The following is a 24678-nucleotide window of genomic DNA, read 5'->3' as shown; positions in this document are numbered from 1 at the left end:
CTCTTTAAGGCTTTTAAATGGTATCACATATCTTGCTTTCCGCGCAATGTTTTACTACAGAGATTTCGAAATAGTTTGAATAGTTTCGATTGCGCGCTTAGCGTACTCTGCATAACGTTCTTGTTTGTTTTTAATTCGAACACCTAGATCTTTCAGCAAACCAAAATTCGCATTCATCGGCTGGAAGCTTTTCTTGTTTGTCGACGTGATGTAGTGAGCCATACTGCCAATCGCCGTTTCCTCAGGAAGTGTCACAAGCTCTTCCCCTTTAACAAAACGAGCGGCGTTAATGCCAGCCACAAGTCCGGAAGCTGCAGACTCGACATACCCTTCAACGCCTGTCATTTGTCCGGCAAAGAATAGATCATCTCTATTTTTAAACTGATAAGTCGGTCTTAAAAGGCTTGGCGAGTTAATAAATGTATTACGGTGCATTACCCCGTAACGAACAATCTCTGCTTCTTCAAGGCCTGGAATCAAACGGAATACTTCCTTTTGATCGCCCCACTTTAGATGTGTCTGGAAGCCAACGATGTTATATAAAGTACCTGCTGCATCATCCTGTCTTAATTGAACAACAGCGTAAGGTCTTTTTCCTGTTTTCGGATCTTCCAGTCCTACTGGCTTCATCGGGCCAAACAGCATCGTTTTCTTTCCTCTTTTCGCCATGACTTCAATTGGCATACAGCCTTCAAAGAAGATTTCTTTTTCAAATTCTTTTAATGGCACAGTTTCAGCAGAAATGAGCGCCTCATAAAAACGATCGAATTCTTCTTCTGTCATTGGACAGTTTAAATAAGCGGCTTCTCCTTTGTCATAGCGTGATTTCAAGTACACCTTATCCATATCAATGCTATCTTTCTCTAGAATAGGTGCCGCTGCATCGTAGAAATAGAGATATTCTTCTCCTGTTAACGATTTTAATTCTTTTGAAAGTGCTTCTGATGTCAGCGGGCCAGTCGCGATAATTGTCGGACCTTCTGGAATGCTTTGCACTTCTTCTTGAAAGACCGTAACATTCGGATGATTTTTCACGCGATCTGTCACGTTTGCTGCAAATTCATGACGGTCTACTGCAAGCGCGCCGCCTGCAGGAACTGAGCTTTCATCTGCTGCTGCGATAATGGCTGAATCTAAATGACGCATTTCTTCCTTTAATACACCTACTGCATTCGTCAAAGCGTTCGCACGCAGTGAGTTGCTGCATACAAGCTCCGCAAATTTATCTGTGTGGTGAGCCGGCGTTTGTTTCACAGGTCTCATTTCGTATAAATTGACTTTAATTCCTCGTTTAGCGATTTGCCATGCAGCTTCACTTCCAGCTAAACCGGCTCCGATCACATTTACAAATTGACTCATTGGACAACTCTCCTATTTCGTAAGTTCTGTTTGATGACATAAAAAAGCAGGTGAACAAGGTTGCTCACCGCTATTTTTGTTGTTCCTCTTTATAATCACAGTTCACACATTGAACTTGAACGCCTTTTTTTAGCTTTTTCTCTACAAGCATATTTTCGCATTTTGGACACTTTCTTTCAATTGGTTTGTCCCAAGAAACGAATTCACACTCTGGAAAACGATCACAGCCGTAAAAAATGCGGCGTTTCTTCGATTTTCGTTCAACGATGTTTCCTTCATGACATGACGGGCATTTGACACCGATATCTTTGACAATTGGTTTTGTGTTACGGCAGTCAGGAAAGTTAGAGCACGCCATGAACTTGCCGTATCTACCCATTTTGTACACCATCGGATGTCCGCACTCTTCACAATCAACACCTGCGTATTCCGGCTCAATCTCAACTTCTTGCATCTCTGCTTCAGCTTTTTCTACCCGTTTTGCAAAGTCTTGATAGAAGCTGTCGATAATACGAACCCATTCGATCGTACCTTCTTCAACACTATCAAGTTCCTTTTCCATTTTCGCTGTAAATTCAACGTTAATGATTTCAGGAAAGAATTCGATGATTAAGTTGAGTACAATCTCTCCAAGCTCTGTCGGAGTAAATCGTTTATTATCAAGCGCGACATAACCGCGCTTTTGAATCGTATCTAATGTTGGTGCATACGTAGATGGACGGCCTATACCGAGCTCTTCAAGTGTTTTGACCAATCTTGCCTCTGTGTAGCGTGGAGGCGGCTGTGTGAAATGCTGTTCAGGTTCGATATCTTTTGAAAGGACTGTATCCCCTTCTTTCAGATCAGGAAGCATTTTGTCCTTTTCCTCGAGCTGGTCGTCCTTCCCTTCTACATAAACCTTCATAAACCCAGGGAATTTCACTTTACTTCCATTCGCACGGAAAGTAAGACCATTATGATCAAGATCCACACTCATTGTATCAAGAACAGCCGGCGCCATTTGGCTTGCCACGAATCGTTCCCAAATCAATTTGTACAGGCGAAGCTGATCACGGCTTAGCACATGCTTGACATCTGCCGGTTTTCTTAACGTAGAAGTCGGACGGATGGCTTCGTGAGCATCTTGTGCGTTTTCATTCTTTTTAGCCGTTCGTTTTGTTGTATTTAAGAAATTCTTGCCGTACGTCTGATCAATGAAAGCAGATACTTCTTCAATCGCCGTATTTGAAATACGTGTTGAGTCCGTTCTCATATAAGTGATGAGACCGACTGTACCTTCTTTACCAAGATCAATTCCTTCATATAATTGCTGTGCAATCATCATCGTCTTTTTTGCACGGAAGTTTAATTTTCTTGCAGCCTCTTGCTGTAAAGTAGAAGTCGTAAACGGAACAGCTGGATTACGTTTACGTTCTTTTTTCGTTACTTTCTCTACAGAGAATTTGTTTCCTTTTAATTTCGAAAGGATTTCTTTTACATCTTCTTTTGTTTTCAATGGATGTTTTTTGCCATTGAGACCAAAGAAACTTGCTTCGAAGCTTTCTTTTCCTTTGAGGAATGTACCGTCAATTGTCCAGTATTCTTCTGGTTTAAATTCATTAATTTCATTCTCGCGATCAATAATGAGTCGGAGTGCAACTGATTGAACACGGCCAGCACTTAAGCCCTTTTTCACTTTCTTCCATAAAATCGGACTGATTTTATACCCAACGAGACGATCTAAAATTCGTCTTGCCTGCTGTGCATCAACTAAGTCCATATCGATCATACGAGGATGCTTAAAGGAATCTTTAATCGCATCTTTTGTAATCTCGTTAAAAACAACACGGCAGTCAGAAGAGAGGTCAAGGTCAAGGCTATGTGCTAAATGCCAAGCAATCGCTTCTCCCTCTCTATCGGGGTCAGCCGCGAGAAAGACTTTCTTTGCTTTTTTCGCCGCTGTTTTTAATTCCTTTAAAACTGGGCCTTTCCCGCGAATCGTAATATATCTCGGTTCGAAGTCATGCTCAGTGTCAACACCGAGCTGACTTTTCGGTAAATCCCTGACGTGTCCCATTGAAGCCTTTACTTTATACTTTTTTCCTAAATAACGCTCAATCGTTTTCGCCTTTGCTGGCGACTCAACGATGACTAAATAATCAGCCATACTCAAAATCCCCCTTAAGAGGTGTTCTCTCTTTATACATTTCACAATTCATATTTATGTTAATTGCACCTATCTAACAGGCAATCGTTAAAAATTCTTTATGATGAACATCATTATAAACACGAAAAACAAAGTGTAAACTTAAATCCTCACTATTATTAAATATTCCGATGTCTTTTGTCAAACGATATTTTTATGAGAGTTCAGTATATTGAACGCTGCGGAAGGAGAATTCCTCTAAAATATCCTTTGTAGAATGAACAAGCTTTGCTCCCTGCTGAATGAGTCTTGCCGGTCCTGTGGAATTAGGATCAAAGATGGAACCGGCAACCGCAAATACTTCTTTTCCTTGCTCAAGTGCTTGATAGGCTGTAATAAGAGAACCGCTCTTTTCTTTGCACTGAATGACAATGGTTCCTCTCGTCAACGCACTAATTAAACGATTTCTCATTGGAAAATGCCACTTTTCTGGTTTGACATAAGGCGGATGCTCTGACAAAAGCAAATGATGCTCGCCCATGTATTGAGCCATTTGCGCATGCTCTTTTGGGTATAAATGCTGAAAGCCACCGGCTATAATGCCAATCGTTTTCCCTTTTTTCCTGATGCACTCTTTATGTGCCAGTCCATCGATTCCTTTAGCTAGCCCACTAACAATCATCCACTCTTCTTTGACAAGCTCACCAACAATTTTTTTCACACATGCTTCTCCATAAGATGATGGAAGTCGCGTGCCGACTACACCTAAACTTTTTTCTTCATTTAAATATGATACGTTTCCTTTTAGGAATAACACAGGGGGAGGATCATAAATATTTTTTAGAGTGCTTGGATATAAGGGTGATGTGATGGGAATCATGTGAATGTTTTGCTTTAAATAGGCTTGAACGATGTGTTGAAAAATGGGGAATTCATTTTCTTCAGCTTGTTTTAAGCGGGTAAAGTCGATCGTTTGTAATGCTCGATCCTGTTTAAAATGATGTGTTTCTTCATTTATATATAGCTCAGGATCGACTTTCCACCATTTTGTAAGTAATGAGGGTGAGATGAGGCCTTTTAAGCGGTGAAAAATCATTCTTTCGGACACGTTGTACATACCATTCCTCCAGTTTAAGATAGAAAGAAGAAGACTTGTCAAAGAACAAGTCTTCTTGTGTCATTAATGCGTTTTACAAGCTTCGAAGAGATTCTTCTCTTTTAATACTTTAATCAACGTTTCTCCCATGACAGATGGTGTTTCTGCCACTTCAATTCCACATTCACGCATTGTTTTTACTTTTTCATCAGCTGTTCCTTTACCACCAGAAATAATGGCACCAGCATGTCCCATACGTTTTCCTGGAGGCGCCGTTTTACCGCCAATAAAGCCTACGACTGGTTTAGTCATATTTGCTTTTACCCATTCAGCTGCTTCTTCTTCAGCCGTACCACCGATTTCACCGATCATAATCACAGCATGCGTTTCAGGATCTTCATTGAATGCTTTTAACACATCAATAAAGTTTGTCCCATTTACCGGGTCCCCCCCGATGCCTACAGCTGTCGATTGACCAACGCCAGCTTCTGAAAGCTGATGTACCGCTTCATATGTAAGCGTTCCAGAACGAGAAACAACACCCACATGACCTTTTTTATGAATGTAGCCAGGCATGATACCAATTTTACATTCTTCAGGTGTGATGACACCTGGGCAGTTTGGTCCAACAAGTCTTGTTTTCTTACCTTCCATGTAACGCTTCACTTTGACCATGTCCAGAACTGGAATATGTTCTGTGATACAAATGACGAGATCGACTTCTGCGTCAACAGCCTCTAAAATGGCATCTGCCGCAAATGGTGCTGGTACATAGATAACAGAAGCGTTCGCTCCAGTTGTCTGAACTGCTTCAGATACAGTATTAAATACAGGAACTCCTTCTACTTCAGTTCCACCTTTTCCAGGTGTGACACCGCCAACAATATTTGTTCCGTACTCAATCATTTGTTTTGTATGGAACAATGCGGTTGAACCGGTAATCCCCTGAACAATTACTCTCGTATTTTTATTAATAAATACACTCATTTAGGTTCCCTGCCTTTCTGCTCTACTTGACTAAAGATACAATCTTTTCTGCCCCGTCAGCCATAGACTCAGCAGAAGTGATATTTAAGCCTGAATCACTCAGGATTTTCTTCCCTAATTCAACGTTTGTTCCTTCCAGACGTACAACAAGTGGTAATGTTAAGCCGACTTGTTTCGTCGCTTCAACAACACCTTCTGCAATGACATCACATTTCATGATGCCGCCAAAAATGTTCACGAAAATCCCTTTTACATTTTGATCAGATAAGATGATTTTAAATGCTTCCGTTACTTTTTCAGCTGTTGCACCGCCGCCAACATCTAGGAAGTTTGCAGGGTCCCCGCCGTAGTGCTTGATGATATCCATTGTAGACATCGCAAGACCTGCTCCATTGACCATACAGCCAATATTTCCATCTAGAGAAATGTAGCTTAAGTCATATTTAGATGCTTCAATTTCTTTTGGATCCTCTTCATCAAGGTCACGGTATTCTAATATATCTTTTTGTCTATATAAGGCATTGCTATCAAAGTTTAATTTTGCATCAAGTGCCATGACTTTTCCATCGCCTGTTACAACCAGTGGATTAATCTCAGCAATTGAACAATCTTTTTCAACAAACGCATTGTAAAGGCTTGTCATAAACTTAACAGCTTGGCCAACTAATTTTGTTGGAATATTAATTTTAAATGCTACTTCTCTCGCCTGATAGCCTTGCAGGCCAATCGCTGGATCGATAACAACTTTCACGATTTTTTCTGGCGTTTTTTCTGCTACTTCTTCAATTTCAGTACCGCCTTCTTCAGATGCCATCAATACAATTCTTGATGTCGCTCTGTCCAAAACTAGTCCAACATAGTATTCCTTTTGAATATCGCAGCCTTCTTCAATAAGTAAGCGTTTTATTTCGCGCCCTTCAGGCCCTGTTTGATGTGTGACAAGTGTCTTGCCGAGCAATTCCTCTGCAAACCCTTTCACTTCATCTTTCGTTTTTGCAATTTTTACCCCGCCTGCTTTACCACGGCCGCCTGCATGAATCTGTGCTTTTACGACATATACAGAGCTCCCTAGCTCTTCTGATGCTTTCACTGCTTCATCAGGTGTAAATGCTACTTTACCATTTGGAACTGAAACCCCATATTTTCTTAGGATTTCTTTTCCTTGGTACTCATGGATATTCATTTCCCATCCTCCCAACATATGTAGAAACAAAAATTATAAAATAGACTGCGCTTTCATTTTAAAGAATAAAAAAGAGAATGTCTAGGGTTCTATATAAAATCGTAAAATCCTTCTAAACATTCAAACTTTTATTTTATTAAAAATATAAATTTTTCAGTCAAATCACTTATTTTACCTTATTTTTTCATTTTTTGATCTAACCTGTAGATAAACGAAAAAATTTCTGCTACAGTATCGTATAACGCTTCAGGGATCTCCTCATCTAACGTTAAGTGGCGCATGAGTTCGACTAAATTACGGTCTTCCTGGATAGGGACTCCCGACTTTTTTGCTTCTTCAATAATATGATCTGCCACATAGCCGCTGCCTGTTGCAACGACTTTTGGCGCCTTTTGTTTTTCTTCATCGTAATGCAGAGCGACCGCTCTTCTAAGCGGTTTTGAATCCTTCATACTCGTAAGTCCAGCCCTTTCTCGCTGATTTTATGAAAGTGTTCATCTAGAAATTGAGACGGATCTACTGGCTCTTGTCTCTTTTTTGCTGTAATTCCCGTTAAACTGTATCCTAGAGCATTTAAATTCTCCCGTACAGCCGGAATCATCGGATTAATGGTTCCTTGCAGTTCATGAGCTGTCTCGACAGTAATGGACATGACCTTTTGCTGAATCGTACAGTCTATTAAGGTTTCTTCAAGGTTTTCCATGTTTAAATAAAACATCAGGCGGCACTGAGAAATATCAATAGAACCATCTTTTTTCTTATGTCCCTTTAGTATAAAGGTTAAATCTTGAACACTATGTTTTGAGAAAAGAGGATAGGAAACCATCATTTGACTGACGGTTTGGTTCTCCTGCTGCACAAATAACTGTCCATTCAATCTATGAAATAATTGATCCACTTCTTTTTTAACGTGCTCTGGTAAATCAGCCTGTCTCACATCATTTAAGGTAAGCTTTAATTGGTGCAGCTCCTGACTTTTGACATCCTGGCTGCCTTTTTCAAGCAGTTTCAGCATACCAATTTCATCACGCACACCGATTGCCTTTTTCATCGTCATTAGTAAATCGAGCACATCAGTTTTATTGCTTAATGTTGGTTCAGTCTGCTGCACCGCCTGAGCCAATGCTTTCGCCTCCGGTTTCGAAAGGAATGGGAACTCTTTTTGCAGTACAGCTGCTTTTGCGTCAGGCTGAGATCCTACCTGCTGGAGTCCGTGCAGCAATGCTGTGAGCTGTTTTAAGTTGGGTTCTTGCTGCCCGTCTGCACCTTGTTTCATCAAGCTGGCCAGTATCCGCTCAATTTGCTGAAGCGGGATTTGCAGCTCTTTTGGACTTATTGACTGCTGCTGCACGTTTGTCTGAAGAACTTGGGATGGCTGACGCTCTTGAACGATCGGGGCATGGCTATTTTCTTTTTGCTTAGACGGATTGAGCTGAGTCGTTACTGGTAAACTACCGCCTTGCTTCGCCTCGCCTTCTCTCGCTGCTACAAGGACTGATAAGAGCTTTTCTGCATGGACGGCTGTCTCTGCATCTACAACTGACCGAACGGCCTGTGTAAGGGTCTGTGTAGCATCTGTGTGCTTCGGAAGCTGTGTTAATTGATTTAGCAGCGCTTTTATATCCTGATGAAGAGCAGAGGATGATTTCACGGCTAAAATAGATTGAAGTACCCCTTGCTGGATCGGTAAATCTTTCTTTAAAGCAAAGAGGAGTGCTTGGAGCCCTTTCTTCACATCAGCTCCTTGAAGCTGTTCGATCCATTTCACTGCCGTTTTTAACTCCCCTTCGTTAATGACGGACTTTTCCTTTAAAAAAGCTGTAGCTGTCAGCATGTTTTCAAGCCCATTTTTCAGTGAAAGTCCTTCTAATAGTTTAGCTGCTGCATCCTTTAACGTCTTAGGATCTTGATCAAATTGCTGAACGGGTCTTAGTTTATTGAGGCTGCCTCCGCCCTCTTGTTCAAATTGGAACCAATAAAATGCATCTGCTTTAAGCTGGGCCGCCAGCTGCGCTTTTATTTTCGTTGAGCCTATTTGAACAAGGGCTGTATCATCTCCAAGCATTTTTAGTACTTTACCGAGAATCAGCCGATGAACATTTTCCTTCCCTTCGGTGTTTAATGGAACAGATTCAGCCGTATTCAGCCGGCTATTCAGTGCTGTATGTATATCCTCAACTCTTGTCATCACAGGCAGCCTCCTTAGATTAAAATTTATGATATAACAGATTTCACTGGCGCAAACGATAATCGGTGGATTGGGGCCGCACCATGTGTTTTTATCGCAGCCAAGTGCTCTTTCGTTCCGTACCCTTTATGTTTTTCAAATTGATACTCAGGATACTTACGCCCATACTCTTCCATCATCTGATCCCTTGTCACCTTCGCAATACATGCACCTGCTGCAATGGATGCACTTTTTGCATCTCCTTTGATGATATTCTCTTGGTGAGTTGAAAGCGGGAGTGTCATGGCATCTATGAGTAGATAATCTGGTGTATGAGTTAACTGTTCCACAGCTCTCACCATCGCCAGTCTTGATGCTTCGTAAATATTGATTTCGTCAATCGTAGCCGCATCAACAATGCCGATTCCGATATCAAGTGCTTCTTTTTGAATTAAATCATAATAAGCCAATCTTTTTTTCTCAGATAATTGCTTTGAGTCGTTTAAACCGAGCAGGACTGTATCTTCCTTTAATATGACGGCTGCTGCCACAACTGGGCCGGCGAGCGGTCCTCTTCCTGCTTCATCTATTCCAGCAATACATGTGTATCCCTGCGCCTTTGCTTTGTTTTCAAATTGCAGCATGTCATCCCATGCCACGCGAAGTGCTTGCTGCTTTTCTCTCTCTTTGTGCCACTTTTCTATGAGTTTTTGGACACTTTTTCTCGTATCATCTTTCACAAGCTCACGAATGTATGACTCATCGCCTGCATGCTTTTCTATTAGTTCTTTTATTTGTTTCACCGTGTACATAGGCTTTTTCGCAGCCTCCTTCTTTATATCGGCAGTTTTTCGCAAAAAATAAAGACCCGCATGAGCTGCGTGTCTTTTAGCTTTCAGGCTTCTCAAAAGTGAGGGGACCAAATTTTTCTGTTCGAATATCCCGAATAATGATTTCGGTGGTTTTGTCATAGTTTATGAATCCCCCGCTCATTAGACAGCCGCGCTTAGTGCCAATTGCATCAAACAGCTCAACCGTATCTTCAGGTATCTCCGCTAGGTCATAGCGTTTTTTTAATCGCTCTGGGTAGTTCTCTTCTAGAAAACGAAGTGCATACACAGCGACATCCTGTAAGTTGATGATCGAATCTTTGATCGCTCCGGTCACCGCAAGTCTGAGTCCTACTTGCTCATCTTCAAACTTCGGCCAGAGGATTCCAGGGGTATCGAGCAGCTCTAGTTCTTTCCCTACCTTTACCCATTGCTGTGATGTCGTAATACCAGGACGGTCTCCTGTTTTGGCAATGTTCTTTTTCGCTAAACGATTGATTAAGGTCGATTTTCCGACGTTGGGAATCCCGATAATCAGTGCTCGAATGGCACGTGGTTTGACGCCTTTCGCTTTCATGCGGTCGAACTTTTCTTTTAAAATTTCTTTTGAAGTTGTGATGATCTGATTTAACCCTTGTCCATCGACAGAGTTAATAGCCAGTGACCGAACGCCTTGCTGCTCAAAATGCGCCTGCCACTCCTTTGTCATACGAGGATCTGCTTTATCAGCTTTGTTTAATAGCATGATTTTGGGTTTATTTTGAAGGATTTCTTCGATCATTGGGTTTCTAGAGGACATCGGAATTCTTGCATCGGTTAATTCAAATACGATGTCGATGAGCTTTAATTTTTCTGTGACTTCACGTCTTGCTTTTGCCATATGGCCTGGAAACCATTGAATCGTCATATGTGCACCTTCTCTCTTCTACCTGTTATCTTTATACATTGTACAAAAAAAGAGCCTGTTACAGGTAACAAGCTCTTTCCTTTGATATCATTATCGTCTGATTTCTTTGATACGAGCCGCTTTACCGCGAAGTTCACGTAGGTAGTAAAGTTTCGCACGACGTACCTTACCGTGACGTACAACTTCGATCTTAGCGATTTTTGGTGTGTGTACAGGGAATGTACGCTCAACGCCTACACCGTAAGAGATCTTACGAACTGTGAAAGTTTCGCTGATTCCACCACCACGACGCTTAATTACAACACCTTCAAAGATCTGGATACGCTCACGAGTACCCTCGACAACTTTAACGTGTACACGTAAAGTGTCACCAGGACGGAACGCAGGAAGATCAGTGCGTAATTGTTCTTTTGTGATTTCTTCAATCAAATGTTGCATCGTTTTCAACTCCTTCCAACAGATGCTCATGTCCTCTTTCTTCATTGCAGCGGAACATCGTTTTCAAACTTGGATCAGCAAGCCGTCCAAGTCACAAGTAGTATCATACCATACCTCTATGCCGTGTGCAATACAATCTAGTCATTATGAAGCTGCCAAAGCCATCTTTTTTCATCATCCGTTAATGTTTTGCACGAATCGATCAAATCTGGCCGTCTTGTATAAGTTCGCTTCAATGATTCTTTGCGCCGCCACTCTTCTATTTTGGCATGATTTCCAGAGAGGAGCACATCCGGCACTTTTAGTCCTTTATAATCCGCTGGCCTTGTATAGTGCGGGTGCTCAAGCAGACCTGTACTGAATGAATCTTCGATGTGAGATGCTTCTTTTCCAAGCACATGAGGCAAAAGCCTGACCACACTGTCTGCAATCATCATCGCTGGCAGCTCTCCGCCTGTGAGGACGAAATCTCCGATTGAGATCTCATCTGTGACAAGATGCTCCCTGATGCGCTCATCGTAGCCTTCATAGTGGCCGCAAATGAACATAAGATGCTCTTCTTTTGCAAGTTCTTCTGCCTTCTTTTGTGTATATCTTTCCCCTTGAGGACAGACAAGAATAACTCGGGGCTTCTTGCTTGCTTTCTTCGTTAAATCTTCTACCGCATCAAATACGGGCTGTGCTTTCAGTACCATACCAGCACCGCCGCCATACGGATAGTCATCCACTGTTTTATGCTTATGATCCGAATACTCTCTAAAATTGACAACATGAAATGAAACAGCTTCTTTCTCCTGTGCTTTTTTTAAGATCGATGAGTGAAGCACACCTTCGAACATTTCAGGAAAAAGGGTTAAAAAGTCGATTTTCATTCGTCAATGAGTCCTTCCATCATTTCAATGCGAACAGTTTTGGATGAGATATCAATGTTTTTGACGACAGATGGAATATATGGAATGAGGGCATCTTTTTTGCCTTTTCTTCCAACCACCCACACATCATTTGCCCCTGGCGTAAGGATTTCTTTGATTTGGCCGATCAGCTTGTCCTCTTCATCGTATACTTCACAGCCAATGATTTGGTGAAAATAAAATTCTCCTTCGTCTAATGACCCAAGATGTTCTTTTTCTACCTTTAAGATTGACTCTTTCAGAAGCTCTGCTTCATTTAATGAGTTGATTTCTTCAAATGTGAGCAAATCAAACTGTTTGTGCTGGCGGTGTGATGCGACAGTCACTTTCAGCGGCTCTTTTTGACCCTGTTTAAAAATATAGAGCACGCTTCCCTTTTTGTAACGCTCTTCTGGGAAATCCGTCTTTGACACGACGCGTACTTCTCCGCGCACTCCGTGTGTATTGACGATCTTTCCAACATTCAACCATTCTAGCTCCATGTTCTCAATCACCCCTGACGTATTTCCACAATGGTGCCGTCTTTCACGACGATGACATTATCTTGCATTTTGTCATCCCATTTATCACCTATTTTTACTTCAACCAGTGCATCCACTTCTGTTTCTTTCATCTCACTTCCAAGCGGCAAAATATGAAGCTGCTCTACTTGAAAATCAATCTGCCTAATTTTCTCTTGCCTTTTATCGATCGCTTTTTGAAATTGAGGGATGGCTTCTTGCTGATGTGGTTCTTTTTCATGTTTTTTTAGTTGAAAATATAATTGATTGCATTCACGTTCTAGTCTTTCTTTTTTCTCCAAAAAAGTCGTTAACAGTTTGTCCTTACTGCTTTCAGTTAATACTTGCATCACGGTGACATGTTGAATGATCTGCATCTTCCTTTTTGTCCCCCTATCCGAAGGCATTTGTCCTCTACAGTATAACGAAAAATAGATTTAAACGTGTAAAAAAAGGGGAGGTCCTAAGCCCTCTCCCTTTTTAGTCAGCAATCTCAAGTTGAACTTTCTTAGAAGACTCTGCACTTGCTGCAAAAATGACTGTTCGTATCGCTTTTGCTGTACGTCCCTGCTTTCCGATCACTTTTCCGGTATCTTCAGCATTGACAGACAGTGTGTAAATCACCTGCTCATCTTTTTCTAATGAAGATACGTGAATATCTTCAGGGAAATCAACAAGTGGCTCGACGATGGACACAATCAATTCTTCCAAGGACAGCTCATTCATTATTTGCTGTTTTTCGCATTATGAAATTTTTCAAGAATTCCTTGGCTTGAGAAAAGGTTGCGAACTGTATCAGATGGTTTCGCACCATTTTGAAGCCATTTAAGCGCTAATTCTTCGTTGATTTTCACCTCAGCTGGTGATACCACTGGGTTGTAAGTTCCAACTGTTTCGATGAAACGACCGTCACGTGGTGAACGAGAATCTGCTACAACAATACGATAGAAAGGAGATTTTTTTGCTCCCATACGTTTTAAACGAATTTTTACTGCCATTTTACTAGCACCTCCGAAAATATTTCAACAAGATAGTATATTAACAATGATAAAAGGGTTTGTAAAGTGTTTTTTCTTAACAACGGTTTTATCATGTATAACCAATTACATAAATGGTAATTTAAAGCCCTTTTTCTTTCCTTTGGACATGTTGGTCATTTGCTTCATCATCTTTTTCATTTCATCAAATTGCTTTAAAAGGCGATTGACTTCCTGTACAGATGTTCCGCTTCCTTTTGCAATCCGTTTTCTTCGGCTTGCATTGATGACCTCTGGCTGTTCTTTTTCCTGAGTCGTCATTGATTTAATGATCGCTTCGATGTGATTGAGCTGCTTTTCGTCCACTTGGACGTTTTTGAGCCCTTTCATTTTACCGGCTCCCGGCATCATTTGGATCAGTTCATCAAGAGGACCCATATTTCGAACTTGGCCAAGCTGCTCGAGGAAATCATCGAGCGTGAAGCTCATTGTCCGCATTTTTTGCTCAAGCTCTTTCGCTTTATCTTGGTCGACGTTTGCCTGTGCTTTTTCGATAAGGGTCAGCACATCTCCCATGCCAAGAATTCTTGATGCCATCCGCTCCGGATGGAATGGTTCAATTGCATCAAGCTTTTCTCCTAGTGCAGCGAATTTAATCGGAGTATTGGTGACAGCTCGAATAGAAAGGGCTGCACCGCCTCTTGTATCACCGTCTAGTTTTGTGAGAACAACACCTGTTAAACCAAGCTGTTCATTAAAGCTTTTTGCGACATTGACAGCATCTTGACCAGTCATAGAGTCAACAACTAGGAAAATTTCTTCTGGATTCGCTACTTCTTTTACTTTTTGAAGTTCATCCATTAATTCTTCATCGATATGAAGACGTCCTGCTGTATCTAAAATGACATAATCATGGTGTTCTTCTTTCGCTTTTTCAATTGCCTGTTTGGCAATTTCGACAGGGCTGACTTGATCACCTAATGAAAACACCGGCATATCAAGCTGTTTCCCAAGCGTTTGAAGCTGCTGGATCGCTGCTGGTCTATAAATATCAGCAGCCACCATCATCGGCTTGCGATTATGTTTTTTGCGAAGTAAATTGGCAAGCTTCCCAGTTGTGGTTGTTTTACCTGCCCCTTGAAGACCAACCATCATAATGACTGTTGGAGATTTTTTCGCTACAGCGATCTTACTCTCTTCTCCGCCCATTAATTCAGTGAGTTCTTCTTTTACAACTTTAATGACCTGTTGTCCAGGGGTAAGGCTTTTCATGACCTCTTGTCCAACTGCCCGCTCACTTACTTTTTTCACAAAGTCTTTGACTACTTTAAAATTGACGTCAGCTTCAAGAAGGGCAAGGCGTACCTCGCGCATCATTTCTTTTACATCTTGCTCTGACACTTTTCCTTTGCCGCGGATTTTTGAAATCGTCTGCTGCAGTCGGTCGGCTAATCCTTCAAATGCCATACTGTGCCGCCTCCTAATCTAATTTCTCAAGCGATTCAATTAAAGCTTCTGCTTCTTCCGTTTGCGCAGAATCAGCTACAAGCTCTCTCATTTTTTTGAGAAGTTCTTTACGCTCTTTAAATTTCTTAAACAAGAGCAGCTTTTCTTCATATTGTTCAAGCATCGCTTCAGTCCGTTTAATATTATCATAAACAGCCTGTCTTGATACTTCATATTCATCCGCAATTTCACCGAGGGAAAAATCGTCTAGGTAGTAAAGCGACATGTAGCTCTTTTGCTTTGCGGTCAACAACGATTGATAGAAGTCAAACAAGTAATTCATTCTCGTTGTTTTTTCAAGCGTCATGGGCTCTCTCCCCTTTGTTAAGTTCATTCCCTTTACATCAACTAAGTTTACACGGTTCTCTGCTGTGTGTCAAGTTTTTATCTTGTCACTTCATGAAGCTACGTATAAATAAAAATGCCAGCAGTTTTGCCGGCATTTTTTTGTTAGTCTTGTTGATCAATTACGTCTGAGAATAATCCATACACATACGATTCTGCATCAAACTCTTGCAAATCGTCCACCTTTTCACCTAAACCGACAAGCTTTACTGGAATGTTCAGCTCATTTCGAATCGCAAGAACAATTCCGCCTTTTGCAGTACCGTCAAGCTTTGTTAAAGCAATCCCTGTCACATTTGTCGCTTTAGAAAATTCCTTGGCTTGTGCCATGGCGTTTTGACCTGTTGTCGCATCAAGAGCGAGCAATACTTCATGAGGTGCATCTGGAACCTCGCGTTCAATGACTCTCTTGACTTTCTCCAGCTCTTTCATCAAGTTGACTTTGTTTTGAAGTCTTCCTGCTGTATCGCAGATGAGGACATCTGCATTTTTCGCTTTTGCTGATTGGACGGCATCATAGATCACCGCTGCTGGATCAGAGCCTGCTGTTTGTTTGACGACAGGAACACCTGAACGCTCTCCCCAAACTTCAAGCTGCTCGATCGCACCGGCACGGAACGTATCACCTGCTGCTAAAATAACGGATTTCCCTTCATTTTTCAGCTTGTTTGCAAGCTTACCGATAGTCGTTGTTTTCCCAACACCGTTGACGCCTACAAACAAAATGATATTCAAACGCCCGTCTTCAATGTTCAGCGCAGAAATTTGTTCCTCTCCGCTATTGTAGATGTCAACCAGTTTTTCAGAAATCACCGCTTGTACTTCACTTGGGTCTTGAATGTTTCTTAATTTCACTTCTTTTTTCAGCTCATCAATCAGTTCCATCACAGTTGTGAAACCGACATCAGCACCGATTAGAACCTCTTCCAGCTCTTCAAAAAAGTCTTCATCGACTTTGCGGTAGCGAGAAATCAGTTCATTTACTTTTCCTTGGAAGGAGTTTCTCGTTTTTTCGAGTCCATCTTTAAACTTTTCTGATACTGAATCGGTTTGCTGCGTAAATTTTTCTTTTAATTTCTTAAAAAAGCTCATTGGTTCAAAAACCTCCTTTAATTACTGGACAAGCTCTTTCGTTTCTTCTAATTTGACAGATACAAGCTTAGAAACACCTGATTCCTGCATGGTCACACCGTAGAGCACATCGGCTTCTTCCATTGTTCCCTTGCGGTGCGTAATGACAATGAACTGTGTTTCCTGGCTGTATTTCTTTAAATATTGCGCAAAACGGAAAACATTCGCTTCATCAAGCGCCGCTTCTACTTCATCTAATACGCAGAATGGAACAGGTCTCACTTTTAAAATAGAGAATAGTAAAGCGATCGCTGTTAAGGCTCTCTCCCCGCCTGAAAGCAGGCTTAAGTTTTGCAGTTTTTTCCCTGGCGGCTGCGCGACAATATCAACGCCAGAGTTGAGCAAATCATTTGGATCTGTCAGCTTAAGATCGGCTCTTCCGCCGCCAAATAATGCTTGGAATACAGATTCAAAGTGCCCGCGAATTTGAGAGAATGTCTCAGAGAAGCGCTTTGTCATCTCTTGATCCATTTCTTCGATGACTTGGAATAATGTATTTTTCGCTTCTGTCAGATCATTTCGCTGTTCTGTTAAGAAGAGATAGCGTTCATTGACACGTTCATACTCGTCAATGCTGCCTAAGTTCACTGTTCCAAGTTCTTCAATCGCTAGTTTGATCAGCTTCACTCGTTTTCTCGCTTCATCTGGCGATAACGTCAACTGATACATCTCTTTTGCTCCTTCAAACGAAAGAGCATATTCATCGTTCAGATAAGCAATCAGGTTATCAAGCTCGACTTCCATACGGCCTAGCTTAATCTCTTCATCTTTTAAGCTTGTGGTGAGCTGCTTGTACAAACGCTTTTGTTCTTTAAGTTCACGTTCAGCGAATTCTAATGTTTCAGAAAGAGCAAGACGCTGCTTACGCCGCTCTGAAATGAGTGCGGTTGTTTTGTTTTTGTTTTCCAGCTTCTCTTTCGCCGCTTCTTCCAGTTGTTCGGCTCCGCTTGAACTAGATGACATTTCACTTGTTAAGAGTGACAGATCTTCTTTTGTTTCCATCAGCGTCTGTTCAGCCTCTTCTAATTCAGCCATTAAGCTCGAAAGCTTTTCTTGTTCATTGGCTAAGGACTGATCTTTTTTGGCAAGCGAGATTTTCAGCTCTGTTAATTCGGCAGAAATGGTTTCTTTCGTTGAGCTTTGCGTCTGCTTACGCTTTGTTAATGTATTGATCTCTTGATCAAGAGCCGTCAATTTTTCACCTATAGAGGCTTCAAGAGTAACCTGCTTTTTGTCCTTATCCGCAAGTTCAGTAGAACGCTGCTGCAATTCTTCTTTTTCTTGATCATAGAGTTCAAGATGAGCATTGATATTTTTTTCTGCAACTTGCAGTTCGTATAGCTTTCCTTTGAGTTCTTGCTGCTTTTCGCGAAGCGTTTCGCCGCGCTGGCGCAGTTCGTTTAATTGGCTTTCGTTTGCTCCGATCAATTGCTTCGTTTCTTTTGTTTCTTTTTCAAGGATCGTTGTTTTCTCTTCCATTTCAACGAGCTGCTTTGTTAACGTTTCGATCTCCCGGTTTCTTGAAAGAAGAGAGTTGTTCTTTTTCTTTACGCCGCCACCAGTCATTGAACCGCCGGGGTTTACGACATCTCCATCAAGGGTCACGATACGGTAACGATGTCCAAGCATTTTTGCCAATTCATTGGCACCTTTTAAGTCTCTAACGATCAGCACAGTTCCAAGTAAATTCTGAATCACCTTTTGATACTTTTCGTCAAAGGAAACGAGGTGACTCGCTACACCGATAAATGCAGCGTGCTGCTCTGCTGTTTGGACATCTCTGAGCTGAATGGTTCTTTCTTTGATGACGTTCATTGGCAGGAAGGTTGCACGTCCAAAGGAATGCTGCTTTAAGTATCCAATCGCTTGTCTCGCAGCTGCTTCATTTTCTGTGACGACGTGCTGCGTGGCTGCACCTAGTGCAATTTCAATCGCTGTCTCATACTGCTGATTCGTTTGAATCAGCTCTGCAATAGCACCGTGAATACCGCCTAACCGTTCTTTTGCCTTTAAGACCTCTTTCACTCCTTGGAAAAAGCCTGAGAAGTCTTCCTGCATGGATTCAAGCATCTCTTTTTTGGATTTTGCCTGCTGTACGTATTGATAGGCTTGGTAAAGAGCCGTTTCTTTTTTCTCGTATTGACGTTTCATTTGCTCAAGCTTTTGTTCTGCTTCTCTAAAACGCTTGACTTGAGCCAGAATGTCATCTTCCAGTGCTGAAAGCTGCTGCTCAGCCTCTGTTTTCTTTTCTTTGACAGACACTCGTTCTTCGATATGTTTTTGGTTATTTTGCGTCAGTCGCTCTAGCTGCATCGCCGCTTGGCGCTGCTGTTCTTCTAGTAATTTACGTTCATTACGGATGGAAGCCTGTTCATTGAGCAGATCAAAATAATCGCTTTTCAGCTGTTCAATTTGACCTTCCACATCTTCGCTATGAAGCGACAGTTGATGCTGCTTTGTGTTCACTTCATCTTTTAGCTGCTGCACTTCTTTTTGCAGGCTGTCCCGCGTGATTTTCTGCTGCTCAATCTTTTCGGTTAGCAGCGCCTGCTTTTCAGTTAAGCGAACGAGCGTTTCTTCTAGCTGCCCTTGGTTTGCGGCAGCATTTTTTTTCCGTTCTTTTAGCACTTCTTTTTTTCCTTCAAGTTTTTCTAACTCTTCACTTGTGAAAAGAAGAACTTCTTGCAGGTCATTAATTGATTCGTCAAGCGCTTGAATGCGGTCTCTCGATTCTTCAATTTTGGCTTCTTTTGCTTGGATATCTGTAGACTGCTTCATTTCATCTTGTTTGAAGCGCTCGACTGCTTCACCAAGTGTTGTCCATTTTTCATGAAGTGCTTCGATGTCATGGACAGTGAGGGCGATTTCGACATTTTCAAGCTCTTCTTTTTTTGCAAATAGTCTTTTGCAATAGAGGCTTGCATTCTTAATGGTTCTACTTGATCTTCTAGTTCATGCAGAATATCTTCTACTCGGTTTAAGTTGTCCTGCGTTTCAAACAGTTTATTCTCGGCTTTTTTCTTTCTTGTTTTATATTTCAAAACACCAGCCGCTTCTTCAAAGATGCTTCTTCTCTCTTCTGCCTTACTTGATAGAATTTCTTCTACCTTTCCTTGACTGATGATTGAAAAAGCTTCTTTTCCAAGACCTGAATCCATGAAAAGATCAATAATATCCTTTAAGCGGACAGATTGATTGTTGATGAGAAATTCACTTTCTCCTGAACGATAAACCCTTCTTGTCACACTGACTTCGTGAAAATCGATCGGTAAAAAGTGGTCTTCGTTATCTAATGTTAAAGTCACTTCTGCTAGATTGACTCTTTTCCTTGAGTCACTGCCTGCAAAAATGATATCTTCCATTTTTCCTCCGCGGAGGCTTTTCGCTGATTGTTCTCCAAGTACCCAGCGGATGGCATCGGTAATATTGCTTTTGCCGCTTCCGTTTGGTCCAACAACAGCTGTGACCCCTTTGACAAAGTCCACGGTCACTCGCTGTGCAAATGATTTGAATCCTATCACGTCTAAACGTTTGAGGAACATGAGAGTGATCCTCCTTATGTATTTAAAGTACTATCATCTTACCATATGAAGTGTAAAAAGATGATGGAAAACAGAGTGAAATCCCCCTGAATAACGAGGGGGATTTTATTGGTTCATATGATGTTTCTGCAATTTAGCAAGTGCTTCCTGTGCAGCGTGCTGTTCTGCTTCTTTTTTAGAGCGTCCATTTCCGATTCCGAGCACTTCACCTCGAAGGGATACATTTGCTTCAAATTCCCGGTTATGTGCAGGGCCTTTTTCATGCAGGATACGGTATTCAAGCACACCTTTTCCATCGCGCTGCACAAATTCTTGCAGTTGGCTTTTAAAGTCCATGACGTGCGAGAACGCTCCATCATTAATTTTCGGATAAACGTACGCTTCTAGGAACCGTTCAACTGGCTCCAGTCCTTGATCTAAATAAAGTGCGCCGATAAACGCCTCGAATACATCCGCTAAGAGTGCTGGACGTTTTCTACCGCCTGTCATTTCTTCGCCTTTTCCTAAAAGAACAAGGTCTCCGAAGGATAGCTCATGTGCTAGTGATACAAGTGACGGTTCACATACGATCGCCGCTCTTAGTTTCGTTAAATCTCCCTCGCTCATCGCTGGATATTTTGCAAATAAGAATTGAGAGATGGTCAATTCTAAAACAGCATCTCCTAAAAATTCAAGTCTTTCATTGTCCTCGTATGGCTTTTTCCGGTGTTCATTCACATAAGAGGAATGGGTAAAAGCTTGATATAGAAGCTTTTCATTTTTAAAGTGTACAGAAATGCGCTGCTGGAATTCTCTAAATTGCTCTAGTTTTTTGCTCTGTTTCTGTTTGTCTTTATATTGTTTTGGCATAGCAACCTCCAGGTAGGCGTAATCGCCTTTAAGGATATTGATTATATGGAGTCTCTCTTTCTACATGCAGGGAAACATTGCTCCCAGCATCTGAAAAAGGCTGACAATTGATCAGCTGAATGTGTTGAAACTAACATAAATTTTCAAAGTCCCGTCGAAAGTAGACGGGACTTTGTTACGCTTATTGCTGGTTATTTATGTAGTTCACAGCGTCACCGACTGTTGCAATTTTTTCAGCATCTTCGTCAGAAATTTCCATATCGAACTCATCTTCAAGTTCCATAACTAGCTCAACTACATCAAGGGAATCAGCGCCTAAATCTTCTTTAAATGAAGCTTCCATTTTCACGTCAGCCTCATCAACGCCAAGGCGGTCTACAATAATTTTTGATACACGCTCTAATACGTCTGCCATTGCCTTTCACCTCCCCTCAAAGTATTATAGTTGATTCGTTTTTAAAAAACTAGAGAAAACCTAATGAAATTTTGATATTTCTTAGGACATGACCATTCCGCCATCTACTTGGATGGTTTGGCCTGTAATATAACCTGCTCCTTCTGAAGCTAAAAAGACAACAACATTGCTAATATCTTCAGGTGCACCAAAGCGTGCGAGCGGGATTTGTTTAAGCATTTCCGTCTGTACATTGTCATCAAGCTTGTCTGTCATATCTGTTGAAATAAAGCCTGGTGCTACTGCATTCACTGTAATGTGACGAGTTGCCAGCTCTTTAGCTGTTGTTTTCGTTAATCCGATGACGCCAGCTTTTGCTGCAACATAGTTTGCTTGTCCAGGGTTTCCACACACACCAACGACTGAAGCCAAATTGATAATTCTTCCGCTTCTTTGCTTCATCATTTGACGTGTCACGGCTTTTGTACAGTTAAAGACACCTTTTAAGTTTATGTTAATAACATCATCCCATTCATTCTCTTTCATTCTCATGAGCAGGTTGTCCTTTGTGATGCCTGCATTATTCACAAGAATGTCAATTGAACCAAAGGTATCAATCGCTTGTTTCATCATAGCTTGTACTTCTTCAGCATTTGAGACATCAGCTTTAACTGCAAATGCCTGCTGGCCGAGTGCTTTGATTTCATCTACGACTTCATTTGCTTTTGCTTCGTTTCCAGAATAGTTCACGACAACATTTGCACCACTTTTCGCTAGATCGATCGCGATGGAACGGCCAATCCCGCGTGATGCTCCTGTTACAACGGCTGTTTTATTTGTAAGCATCAAGAATCCCCCTTGAGTGTTTGAATGGCTGCTTCAATTGTTTCTTGATCTGAAACGGAAATCGTCGTCAGGCGGCGATTCACTTTTTTCACAAGACCTGAAAGCACTTTGCCAGGACCAATTTCAATAAATGTTGTGACGCCTAGATCAATGAGGCGTTCCACACTTTCTTCAAAACGAACTGGAGAATACAGTTGTTCAATGAGCTTTGTCTCAATGTCATCACGAGATGTCACGATGTCTGCTGTTACATTTGAGATGACCGGAGTTTTGGCATCCGCAATATCCAGCTTTGACAAAACATCTGTAAATTTTTCAGCAGCTGGTTTCATTAATGCAGAATGGAAAGGTCCGCTCACTTCAAGAGCAATTGCACGTTTTGCGCCTTTTTCTTTCGCTTTCTCTGAAGCAAGTTCTACCCCTTTTGCTGTACCAGAGATGACGATTTGACCAGGACAGTTTAAGTTAGCGAGCTCTACAAGGTGACCGCTTTCTGTCACTTCTTTTGTCACTTCGACAAGTGCCGCTTTGTCTAAGCCGAGAATCGCTGCCATGGCGCCTTCTCCTGCTGGAACAGCTTCATTCATTAATTCTCCGCGCTTTCTGACTGCATAAACAGCATCTTTAAACGAAAGTGCGCCTGCTGCAACGAGGGCAGTGTATTCGCCAAGACTGTGTCCTGCTGCATAATCTGCTTTAATTCCGCTCTCTTCAAATTTCTTTAAGATGGCGATACTTGTCGTTAAAAGAGCTGGCTGCGCGTTATAAGTGAGCGTCAGTTCTTCTGCATCCCCTTCAAAAATCATAGAAGATAAATCAAACCCGAGGGTGTTGTCTGCTTCTTCAAATACAGCTTTAGATACTGCTTCTTGGTCAAATAAATCTTTTCCCATGCCAATTTTTTGAGAGCCTTGGCCAGGGAATAAAAATGCAATTTTAGTCATGCTGCTTTACCTCCATTAAGACTCTTTCGTCGTTTCTTTTTGGACTTCTTGATGAATGATAGCTGAAACGTCTTTTTCGACGATATCACGTGCCTGACGAATTGCATGGAAAATGGCATTTTCATCAGAGGAGCCGTGCGCTTTAATAACAGGTGCCTTTAAACCAAATAAAGCGGCACCGCCATATTCGGAGTAATCCATTTTAGATTTCATCTGCATCAATTTCGGCTTCATCATGCCTGCTGCTATTTTTGCTGTGAAACTGGATGTTAATGTTTCTTTCAGCATTTTAAAGACAGAAAGGGCTGTGCCTTCAATTGTTTTAAGCGCAATATTTCCTGTGAAACCATCTGTGACAACAACGTCAGCAACACCTTCTAATAAGTCACGGGACTCTACATTTCCTACGAAATTCAAGTCTGATGCTTTTAATAATTCAAAGGTTTTTTTCGTTAAATCGTTGCCTTTTTTATCTTCTGTTCCTACATTTAACAGTCCAACACGCGGATTGCTCTTTGGGAAGACACGCTCTGCGTAGATGGATCCCATCATGGCATATTGCACGAGATGCTCTGGTTTTGCATCAACGTTGGCACCAACATCTAGTAATAAGAAGCCGCTGCCATCCAGTGTTGGCAAAGTTGGGGCAAGGGCTGGTCTGTCAATACCGTCAATTCTGCCTACGATAAACAGCCCAGCTGTCATGAGGGCGCCGGTATTTCCTGCTGAGATGCAGGCATCTGCTCGTCCCTCGGAAACTTCCTGCGCCATTTTCACCATAGATGAATCCTTTTTACGTCTGACTGCACGCACTGGTTCATCCGTCGGTTCAATGACTTCTTTTGCATCTAAAATCGTGATGCGATCGTTGTTTGTTATGTATGGTTTGATTTTGTTTTCATCGCCGACAAGTGTAATCTCGATATCTGAAAATGCTGTTAAGCTTTTTTGCACACCGTCAATAATGGCTTTAGGGGCATGATCTCCCCCCATTGCATCGACTGCAATTCTCATATTACGTGCCACCTTTTACTTTTGTTTTGAGCGATACATGACGAAGTCACCTGAGAAGACAACTTCCTCACCAACATAGCTGTTTACTTCAACTACGGTTCTTCCTTTTTCTTTATCATGTGAGGCTACTTTGGCTTTAGAGACGACTCTTTCGCCTTGTTTCACCTGCCTTGTAAACCTGATATTCGCTTTTGCTGTCAAAGCCAGTTCATCGTCAATGACGGCAACTGCCAGCGAATTTGCCTGGGCGAAGAGATGATGTCCCCTGGCAATTTGGTTTCGGCTGAATACATGCTCTTTTCTCACTTCTAAAATGGAAATGGCTTGGTCATCAAGTTCTACATCAATCATTTCTCCAATCACTTCATCCAGTGGAAGTGATTTTACTTCATCCTCTAATGTCTTTTCGGCCACATGCTTAATTCTTTCGCGTAATTCAGGGATCGACAGCTCTAAACGATCAAGACGAACCGTTTGTATGCTGACACCGAATTTACTTGCCAATTCTTCATCAGTAATGAATGGAGTCGAGCTGATCGTTTGCTGGAGGAGCTTTTGACGTTCTTTTTTATTTAGTTTCATATGCAGACACCATCCGTACATTTATGACTAGGTACTAATAGTAGT

24 protein-coding genes and 1 pseudogene are annotated in these 24678 nt (G+C 41.7%); all 25 read right to left on the bottom strand.

The genetic code is table 11. The annotated features are described in order from the left end of the window. Positions 1 to 54: 54 nt before the first annotated feature. Positions 55 to 1359 (bottom strand): FADH(2)-oxidizing methylenetetrahydrofolate--tRNA-(uracil(54)-C(5))-methyltransferase TrmFO, encoded by a 1305-nt coding sequence (gene trmFO / locus AOQ70_RS05140; RefSeq protein WP_024424183.1) that lies wholly within the window; start codon positions 1357 to 1359, stop codon positions 55 to 57. A 70-nt stretch (positions 1360 to 1429) separates the two neighbouring features. Further along, positions 1430 to 3505: a type I DNA topoisomerase gene (gene topA, locus AOQ70_RS05135; protein ID WP_058837708.1), complete on the bottom strand. Its 2076-nt coding sequence runs from the start codon at positions 3503 to 3505 to the stop codon at positions 1430 to 1432. Positions 3506 to 3698: 193 nt separating this feature from the next. Next, entirely contained in the window at positions 3699 to 4601 is a 903-nt protein-coding gene (gene dprA / locus AOQ70_RS05130) for a DNA-processing protein DprA (protein WP_039178503.1), read from the bottom strand. A gap of 63 nt (positions 4602 to 4664) precedes the next feature. Further along, the gene (gene sucD / locus AOQ70_RS05125) at positions 4665 to 5567 is read right to left on the bottom strand and encodes a succinate--CoA ligase subunit alpha (RefSeq protein ID WP_007499624.1); all 903 of its coding nucleotides are present in this window, start codon (positions 5565 to 5567) and stop codon (positions 4665 to 4667) included. Positions 5568 to 5589: 22 nt separating this feature from the next. Next, the gene (gene sucC / locus AOQ70_RS05120) at positions 5590 to 6750 is read right to left on the bottom strand and encodes an ADP-forming succinate--CoA ligase subunit beta (protein WP_059375084.1); all 1161 of its coding nucleotides are present in this window, start codon (positions 6748 to 6750) and stop codon (positions 5590 to 5592) included. A gap of 176 nt (positions 6751 to 6926) precedes the next feature. Then, positions 6927 to 7202 carry a FlhB-like flagellar biosynthesis protein gene (locus tag AOQ70_RS05115; RefSeq protein WP_003211418.1) on the bottom strand — a complete coding sequence of 92 codons (276 nt, stop codon included), beginning with the start codon at positions 7200 to 7202 and terminating at the stop codon, positions 6927 to 6929. Beyond that, positions 7199 to 8938, bottom strand: a complete 1740-nt coding sequence (locus AOQ70_RS05110) for a hypothetical protein (RefSeq protein WP_058837709.1) — start codon at positions 8936 to 8938, stop codon at positions 7199 to 7201. Before AOQ70_RS05110 ends, AOQ70_RS05115 begins: the two co-directional genes overlap by 4 nt. A gap of 26 nt (positions 8939 to 8964) precedes the next feature. Further along, positions 8965 to 9729: a ribonuclease HII gene (locus AOQ70_RS05105; protein WP_059375079.1), complete on the bottom strand. Its 765-nt coding sequence runs from the start codon at positions 9727 to 9729 to the stop codon at positions 8965 to 8967. Between the two features lie 76 nt (positions 9730 to 9805). Continuing rightward, entirely contained in the window at positions 9806 to 10654 is an 849-nt protein-coding gene (ylqF, locus tag AOQ70_RS05100; protein ID WP_024424188.1) for a ribosome biogenesis GTPase YlqF, read from the bottom strand. Positions 10655 to 10744: 90 nt separating this feature from the next. Further along, on the bottom strand, positions 10745 to 11092 hold the full coding sequence (rplS, locus tag AOQ70_RS05095; protein WP_008354510.1) for a 50S ribosomal protein L19: 348 nt from the start codon (positions 11090 to 11092) through the stop codon (positions 10745 to 10747). A 137-nt stretch (positions 11093 to 11229) separates the two neighbouring features. Next, positions 11230 to 11964 (bottom strand): tRNA (guanosine(37)-N1)-methyltransferase TrmD, encoded by a 735-nt coding sequence (gene trmD, locus AOQ70_RS05090; RefSeq protein WP_059375076.1) that lies wholly within the window; start codon positions 11962 to 11964, stop codon positions 11230 to 11232. Then, entirely contained in the window at positions 11961 to 12485 is a 525-nt protein-coding gene (gene rimM, locus AOQ70_RS05085; protein WP_058837711.1) for a ribosome maturation factor RimM, read from the bottom strand. Before rimM ends, trmD begins: the two co-directional genes overlap by 4 nt. 8 nt (positions 12486 to 12493) lie before the next feature. Next, positions 12494 to 12880, bottom strand: a complete 387-nt coding sequence (locus AOQ70_RS05080) for a YlqD family protein (protein ID WP_024424191.1) — start codon at positions 12878 to 12880, stop codon at positions 12494 to 12496. Positions 12881 to 12983: 103 nt separating this feature from the next. Next, positions 12984 to 13229 carry a KH domain-containing protein gene (locus AOQ70_RS05075; RefSeq protein WP_024424192.1) on the bottom strand — a complete coding sequence of 82 codons (246 nt, stop codon included), beginning with the start codon at positions 13227 to 13229 and terminating at the stop codon, positions 12984 to 12986. Then, complete coding sequence (gene rpsP / locus AOQ70_RS05070; RefSeq protein ID WP_008344841.1) at positions 13229 to 13501, bottom strand: 30S ribosomal protein S16; 273 nt, start codon at positions 13499 to 13501, stop codon at positions 13229 to 13231. The genes AOQ70_RS05075 and rpsP overlap by 1 nt, the downstream gene beginning before the upstream one ends. 105 nt (positions 13502 to 13606) lie before the next feature. Continuing rightward, positions 13607 to 14947, bottom strand: a complete 1341-nt coding sequence (ffh, locus tag AOQ70_RS05065) for a signal recognition particle protein (protein WP_024426967.1) — start codon at positions 14945 to 14947, stop codon at positions 13607 to 13609. Positions 14948 to 14960: 13 nt separating this feature from the next. Beyond that, positions 14961 to 15293, bottom strand: coding sequence for a putative DNA-binding protein (locus tag AOQ70_RS05060; protein WP_012009935.1), 333 nt, complete (start codon positions 15291 to 15293; stop codon positions 14961 to 14963). Between the two features lie 143 nt (positions 15294 to 15436). Next, entirely contained in the window at positions 15437 to 16423 is a 987-nt protein-coding gene (gene ftsY, locus AOQ70_RS05055) for a signal recognition particle-docking protein FtsY (protein WP_024424194.1), read from the bottom strand. 21 nt (positions 16424 to 16444) lie between these two features. Further along, positions 16445 to 20004, bottom strand: a pseudogene (gene smc, locus AOQ70_RS05050) (chromosome segregation protein SMC). 105 nt (positions 20005 to 20109) lie between these two features. Continuing rightward, entirely contained in the window at positions 20110 to 20853 is a 744-nt protein-coding gene (gene rnc / locus AOQ70_RS05045) for a ribonuclease III (RefSeq protein WP_008344850.1), read from the bottom strand. Between the two features lie 181 nt (positions 20854 to 21034). Beyond that, positions 21035 to 21268 (bottom strand): acyl carrier protein, encoded by a 234-nt coding sequence (gene acpP, locus AOQ70_RS05040; RefSeq protein WP_008344853.1) that lies wholly within the window; start codon positions 21266 to 21268, stop codon positions 21035 to 21037. An 81-nt stretch (positions 21269 to 21349) separates the two neighbouring features. Continuing rightward, positions 21350 to 22093 (bottom strand): 3-oxoacyl-[acyl-carrier-protein] reductase, encoded by a 744-nt coding sequence (fabG, locus tag AOQ70_RS05035; RefSeq protein ID WP_039178486.1) that lies wholly within the window; start codon positions 22091 to 22093, stop codon positions 21350 to 21352. After that, complete coding sequence (fabD, locus tag AOQ70_RS05030; RefSeq protein ID WP_047202149.1) at positions 22093 to 23037, bottom strand: ACP S-malonyltransferase; 945 nt, start codon at positions 23035 to 23037, stop codon at positions 22093 to 22095. The genes fabG and fabD overlap by 1 nt, the downstream gene beginning before the upstream one ends. 15 nt (positions 23038 to 23052) lie before the next feature. Further along, positions 23053 to 24051: a phosphate acyltransferase PlsX gene (gene plsX / locus AOQ70_RS05025; protein ID WP_024426965.1), complete on the bottom strand. Its 999-nt coding sequence runs from the start codon at positions 24049 to 24051 to the stop codon at positions 23053 to 23055. Between the two features lie 15 nt (positions 24052 to 24066). Next, positions 24067 to 24633, bottom strand: coding sequence for a transcription factor FapR (gene fapR, locus AOQ70_RS05020; RefSeq protein WP_024424199.1), 567 nt, complete (start codon positions 24631 to 24633; stop codon positions 24067 to 24069). Positions 24634 to 24678: the final 45 nt, after the last annotated feature.

It is taken from the genome of Bacillus sp. AM 13(2015) (genome assembly GCF_001518755.1).
In the GTDB taxonomy this organism is placed as follows: Bacteria; Bacillota; Bacilli; order Bacillales; family Bacillaceae; genus Bacillus; species Bacillus safensis.
The sequence above is the reverse complement of the archived record's forward strand: the minus strand, read 5'-3'. Positions and strand labels throughout refer to the sequence as shown.

Bases quoted from the DNA above. Each gene is read 5' to 3' on its own strand.
- trmFO (WP_024424183.1), bottom strand. From the start codon at position 1,359: ATGAGTCAATTTGTAAATGTGATCGGAGCCGGTTTAGCTGGAAGTGAA.
- topA (WP_058837708.1), bottom strand. From the start codon at position 3,505: ATGGCTGATTATTTAGTCATCGTTGAGTCGCCAGCAAAGGCGAAAACG.
- dprA (WP_039178503.1), bottom strand. From the start codon at position 4,601: ATGTACAACGTGTCCGAAAGAATGATTTTTCACCGCTTAAAAGGCCTC.
- sucD (WP_007499624.1), bottom strand. From the start codon at position 5,567: ATGAGTGTATTTATTAATAAAAATACGAGAGTAATTGTTCAGGGGATT.
- sucC (WP_059375084.1), bottom strand. From the start codon at position 6,750: ATGAATATCCATGAGTACCAAGGAAAAGAAATCCTAAGAAAATATGGG.
- AOQ70_RS05115 (WP_003211418.1), bottom strand. From the start codon at position 7,202: ATGAAGGATTCAAAACCGCTTAGAAGAGCGGTCGCTCTGCATTACGAT.
- AOQ70_RS05110 (WP_058837709.1), bottom strand. From the start codon at position 8,938: ATGACAAGAGTTGAGGATATACATACAGCACTGAATAGCCGGCTGAAT.
- AOQ70_RS05105 (WP_059375079.1), bottom strand. From the start codon at position 9,729: ATGTACACGGTGAAACAAATAAAAGAACTAATAGAAAAGCATGCAGGC.
- ylqF (WP_024424188.1), bottom strand. From the start codon at position 10,654: ATGACGATTCAATGGTTTCCAGGCCATATGGCAAAAGCAAGACGTGAA.
- rplS (WP_008354510.1), bottom strand. From the start codon at position 11,092: ATGCAACATTTGATTGAAGAAATCACAAAAGAACAATTACGCACTGAT.
- trmD (WP_059375076.1), bottom strand. From the start codon at position 11,964: ATGAAAATCGACTTTTTAACCCTTTTTCCTGAAATGTTCGAAGGTGTG.
- rimM (WP_058837711.1), bottom strand. From the start codon at position 12,485: ATGGAGCTAGAATGGTTGAATGTTGGAAAGATCGTCAATACACACGGA.
- AOQ70_RS05080 (WP_024424191.1), bottom strand. From the start codon at position 12,880: ATGCAGATCATTCAACATGTCACCGTGATGCAAGTATTAACTGAAAGC.
- AOQ70_RS05075 (WP_024424192.1), bottom strand. From the start codon at position 13,229: ATGAATGAGCTGTCCTTGGAAGAATTGATTGTGTCCATCGTCGAGCCA.
- rpsP (WP_008344841.1), bottom strand. From the start codon at position 13,501: ATGGCAGTAAAAATTCGTTTAAAACGTATGGGAGCAAAAAAATCTCCT.
- ffh (WP_024426967.1), bottom strand. From the start codon at position 14,947: ATGGCATTTGAAGGATTAGCCGACCGACTGCAGCAGACGATTTCAAAA.
- AOQ70_RS05060 (WP_012009935.1), bottom strand. From the start codon at position 15,293: ATGACGCTTGAAAAAACAACGAGAATGAATTACTTGTTTGACTTCTAT.
- ftsY (WP_024424194.1), bottom strand. From the start codon at position 16,423: ATGAGCTTTTTTAAGAAATTAAAAGAAAAATTTACGCAGCAAACCGAT.
- rnc (WP_008344850.1), bottom strand. From the start codon at position 20,853: ATGCCAAAACAATATAAAGACAAACAGAAACAGAGCAAAAAACTAGAG.
- acpP (WP_008344853.1), bottom strand. From the start codon at position 21,268: ATGGCAGACGTATTAGAGCGTGTATCAAAAATTATTGTAGACCGCCTT.
- fabG (WP_039178486.1), bottom strand. From the start codon at position 22,093: ATGCTTACAAATAAAACAGCCGTTGTAACAGGAGCATCACGCGGGATT.
- fabD (WP_047202149.1), bottom strand. From the start codon at position 23,037: ATGACTAAAATTGCATTTTTATTCCCTGGCCAAGGCTCTCAAAAAATT.
- plsX (WP_024426965.1), bottom strand. From the start codon at position 24,051: ATGAGAATTGCAGTCGATGCAATGGGGGGAGATCATGCCCCTAAAGCC.
- fapR (WP_024424199.1), bottom strand. From the start codon at position 24,633: ATGAAACTAAATAAAAAAGAACGTCAAAAGCTCCTCCAGCAAACGATC.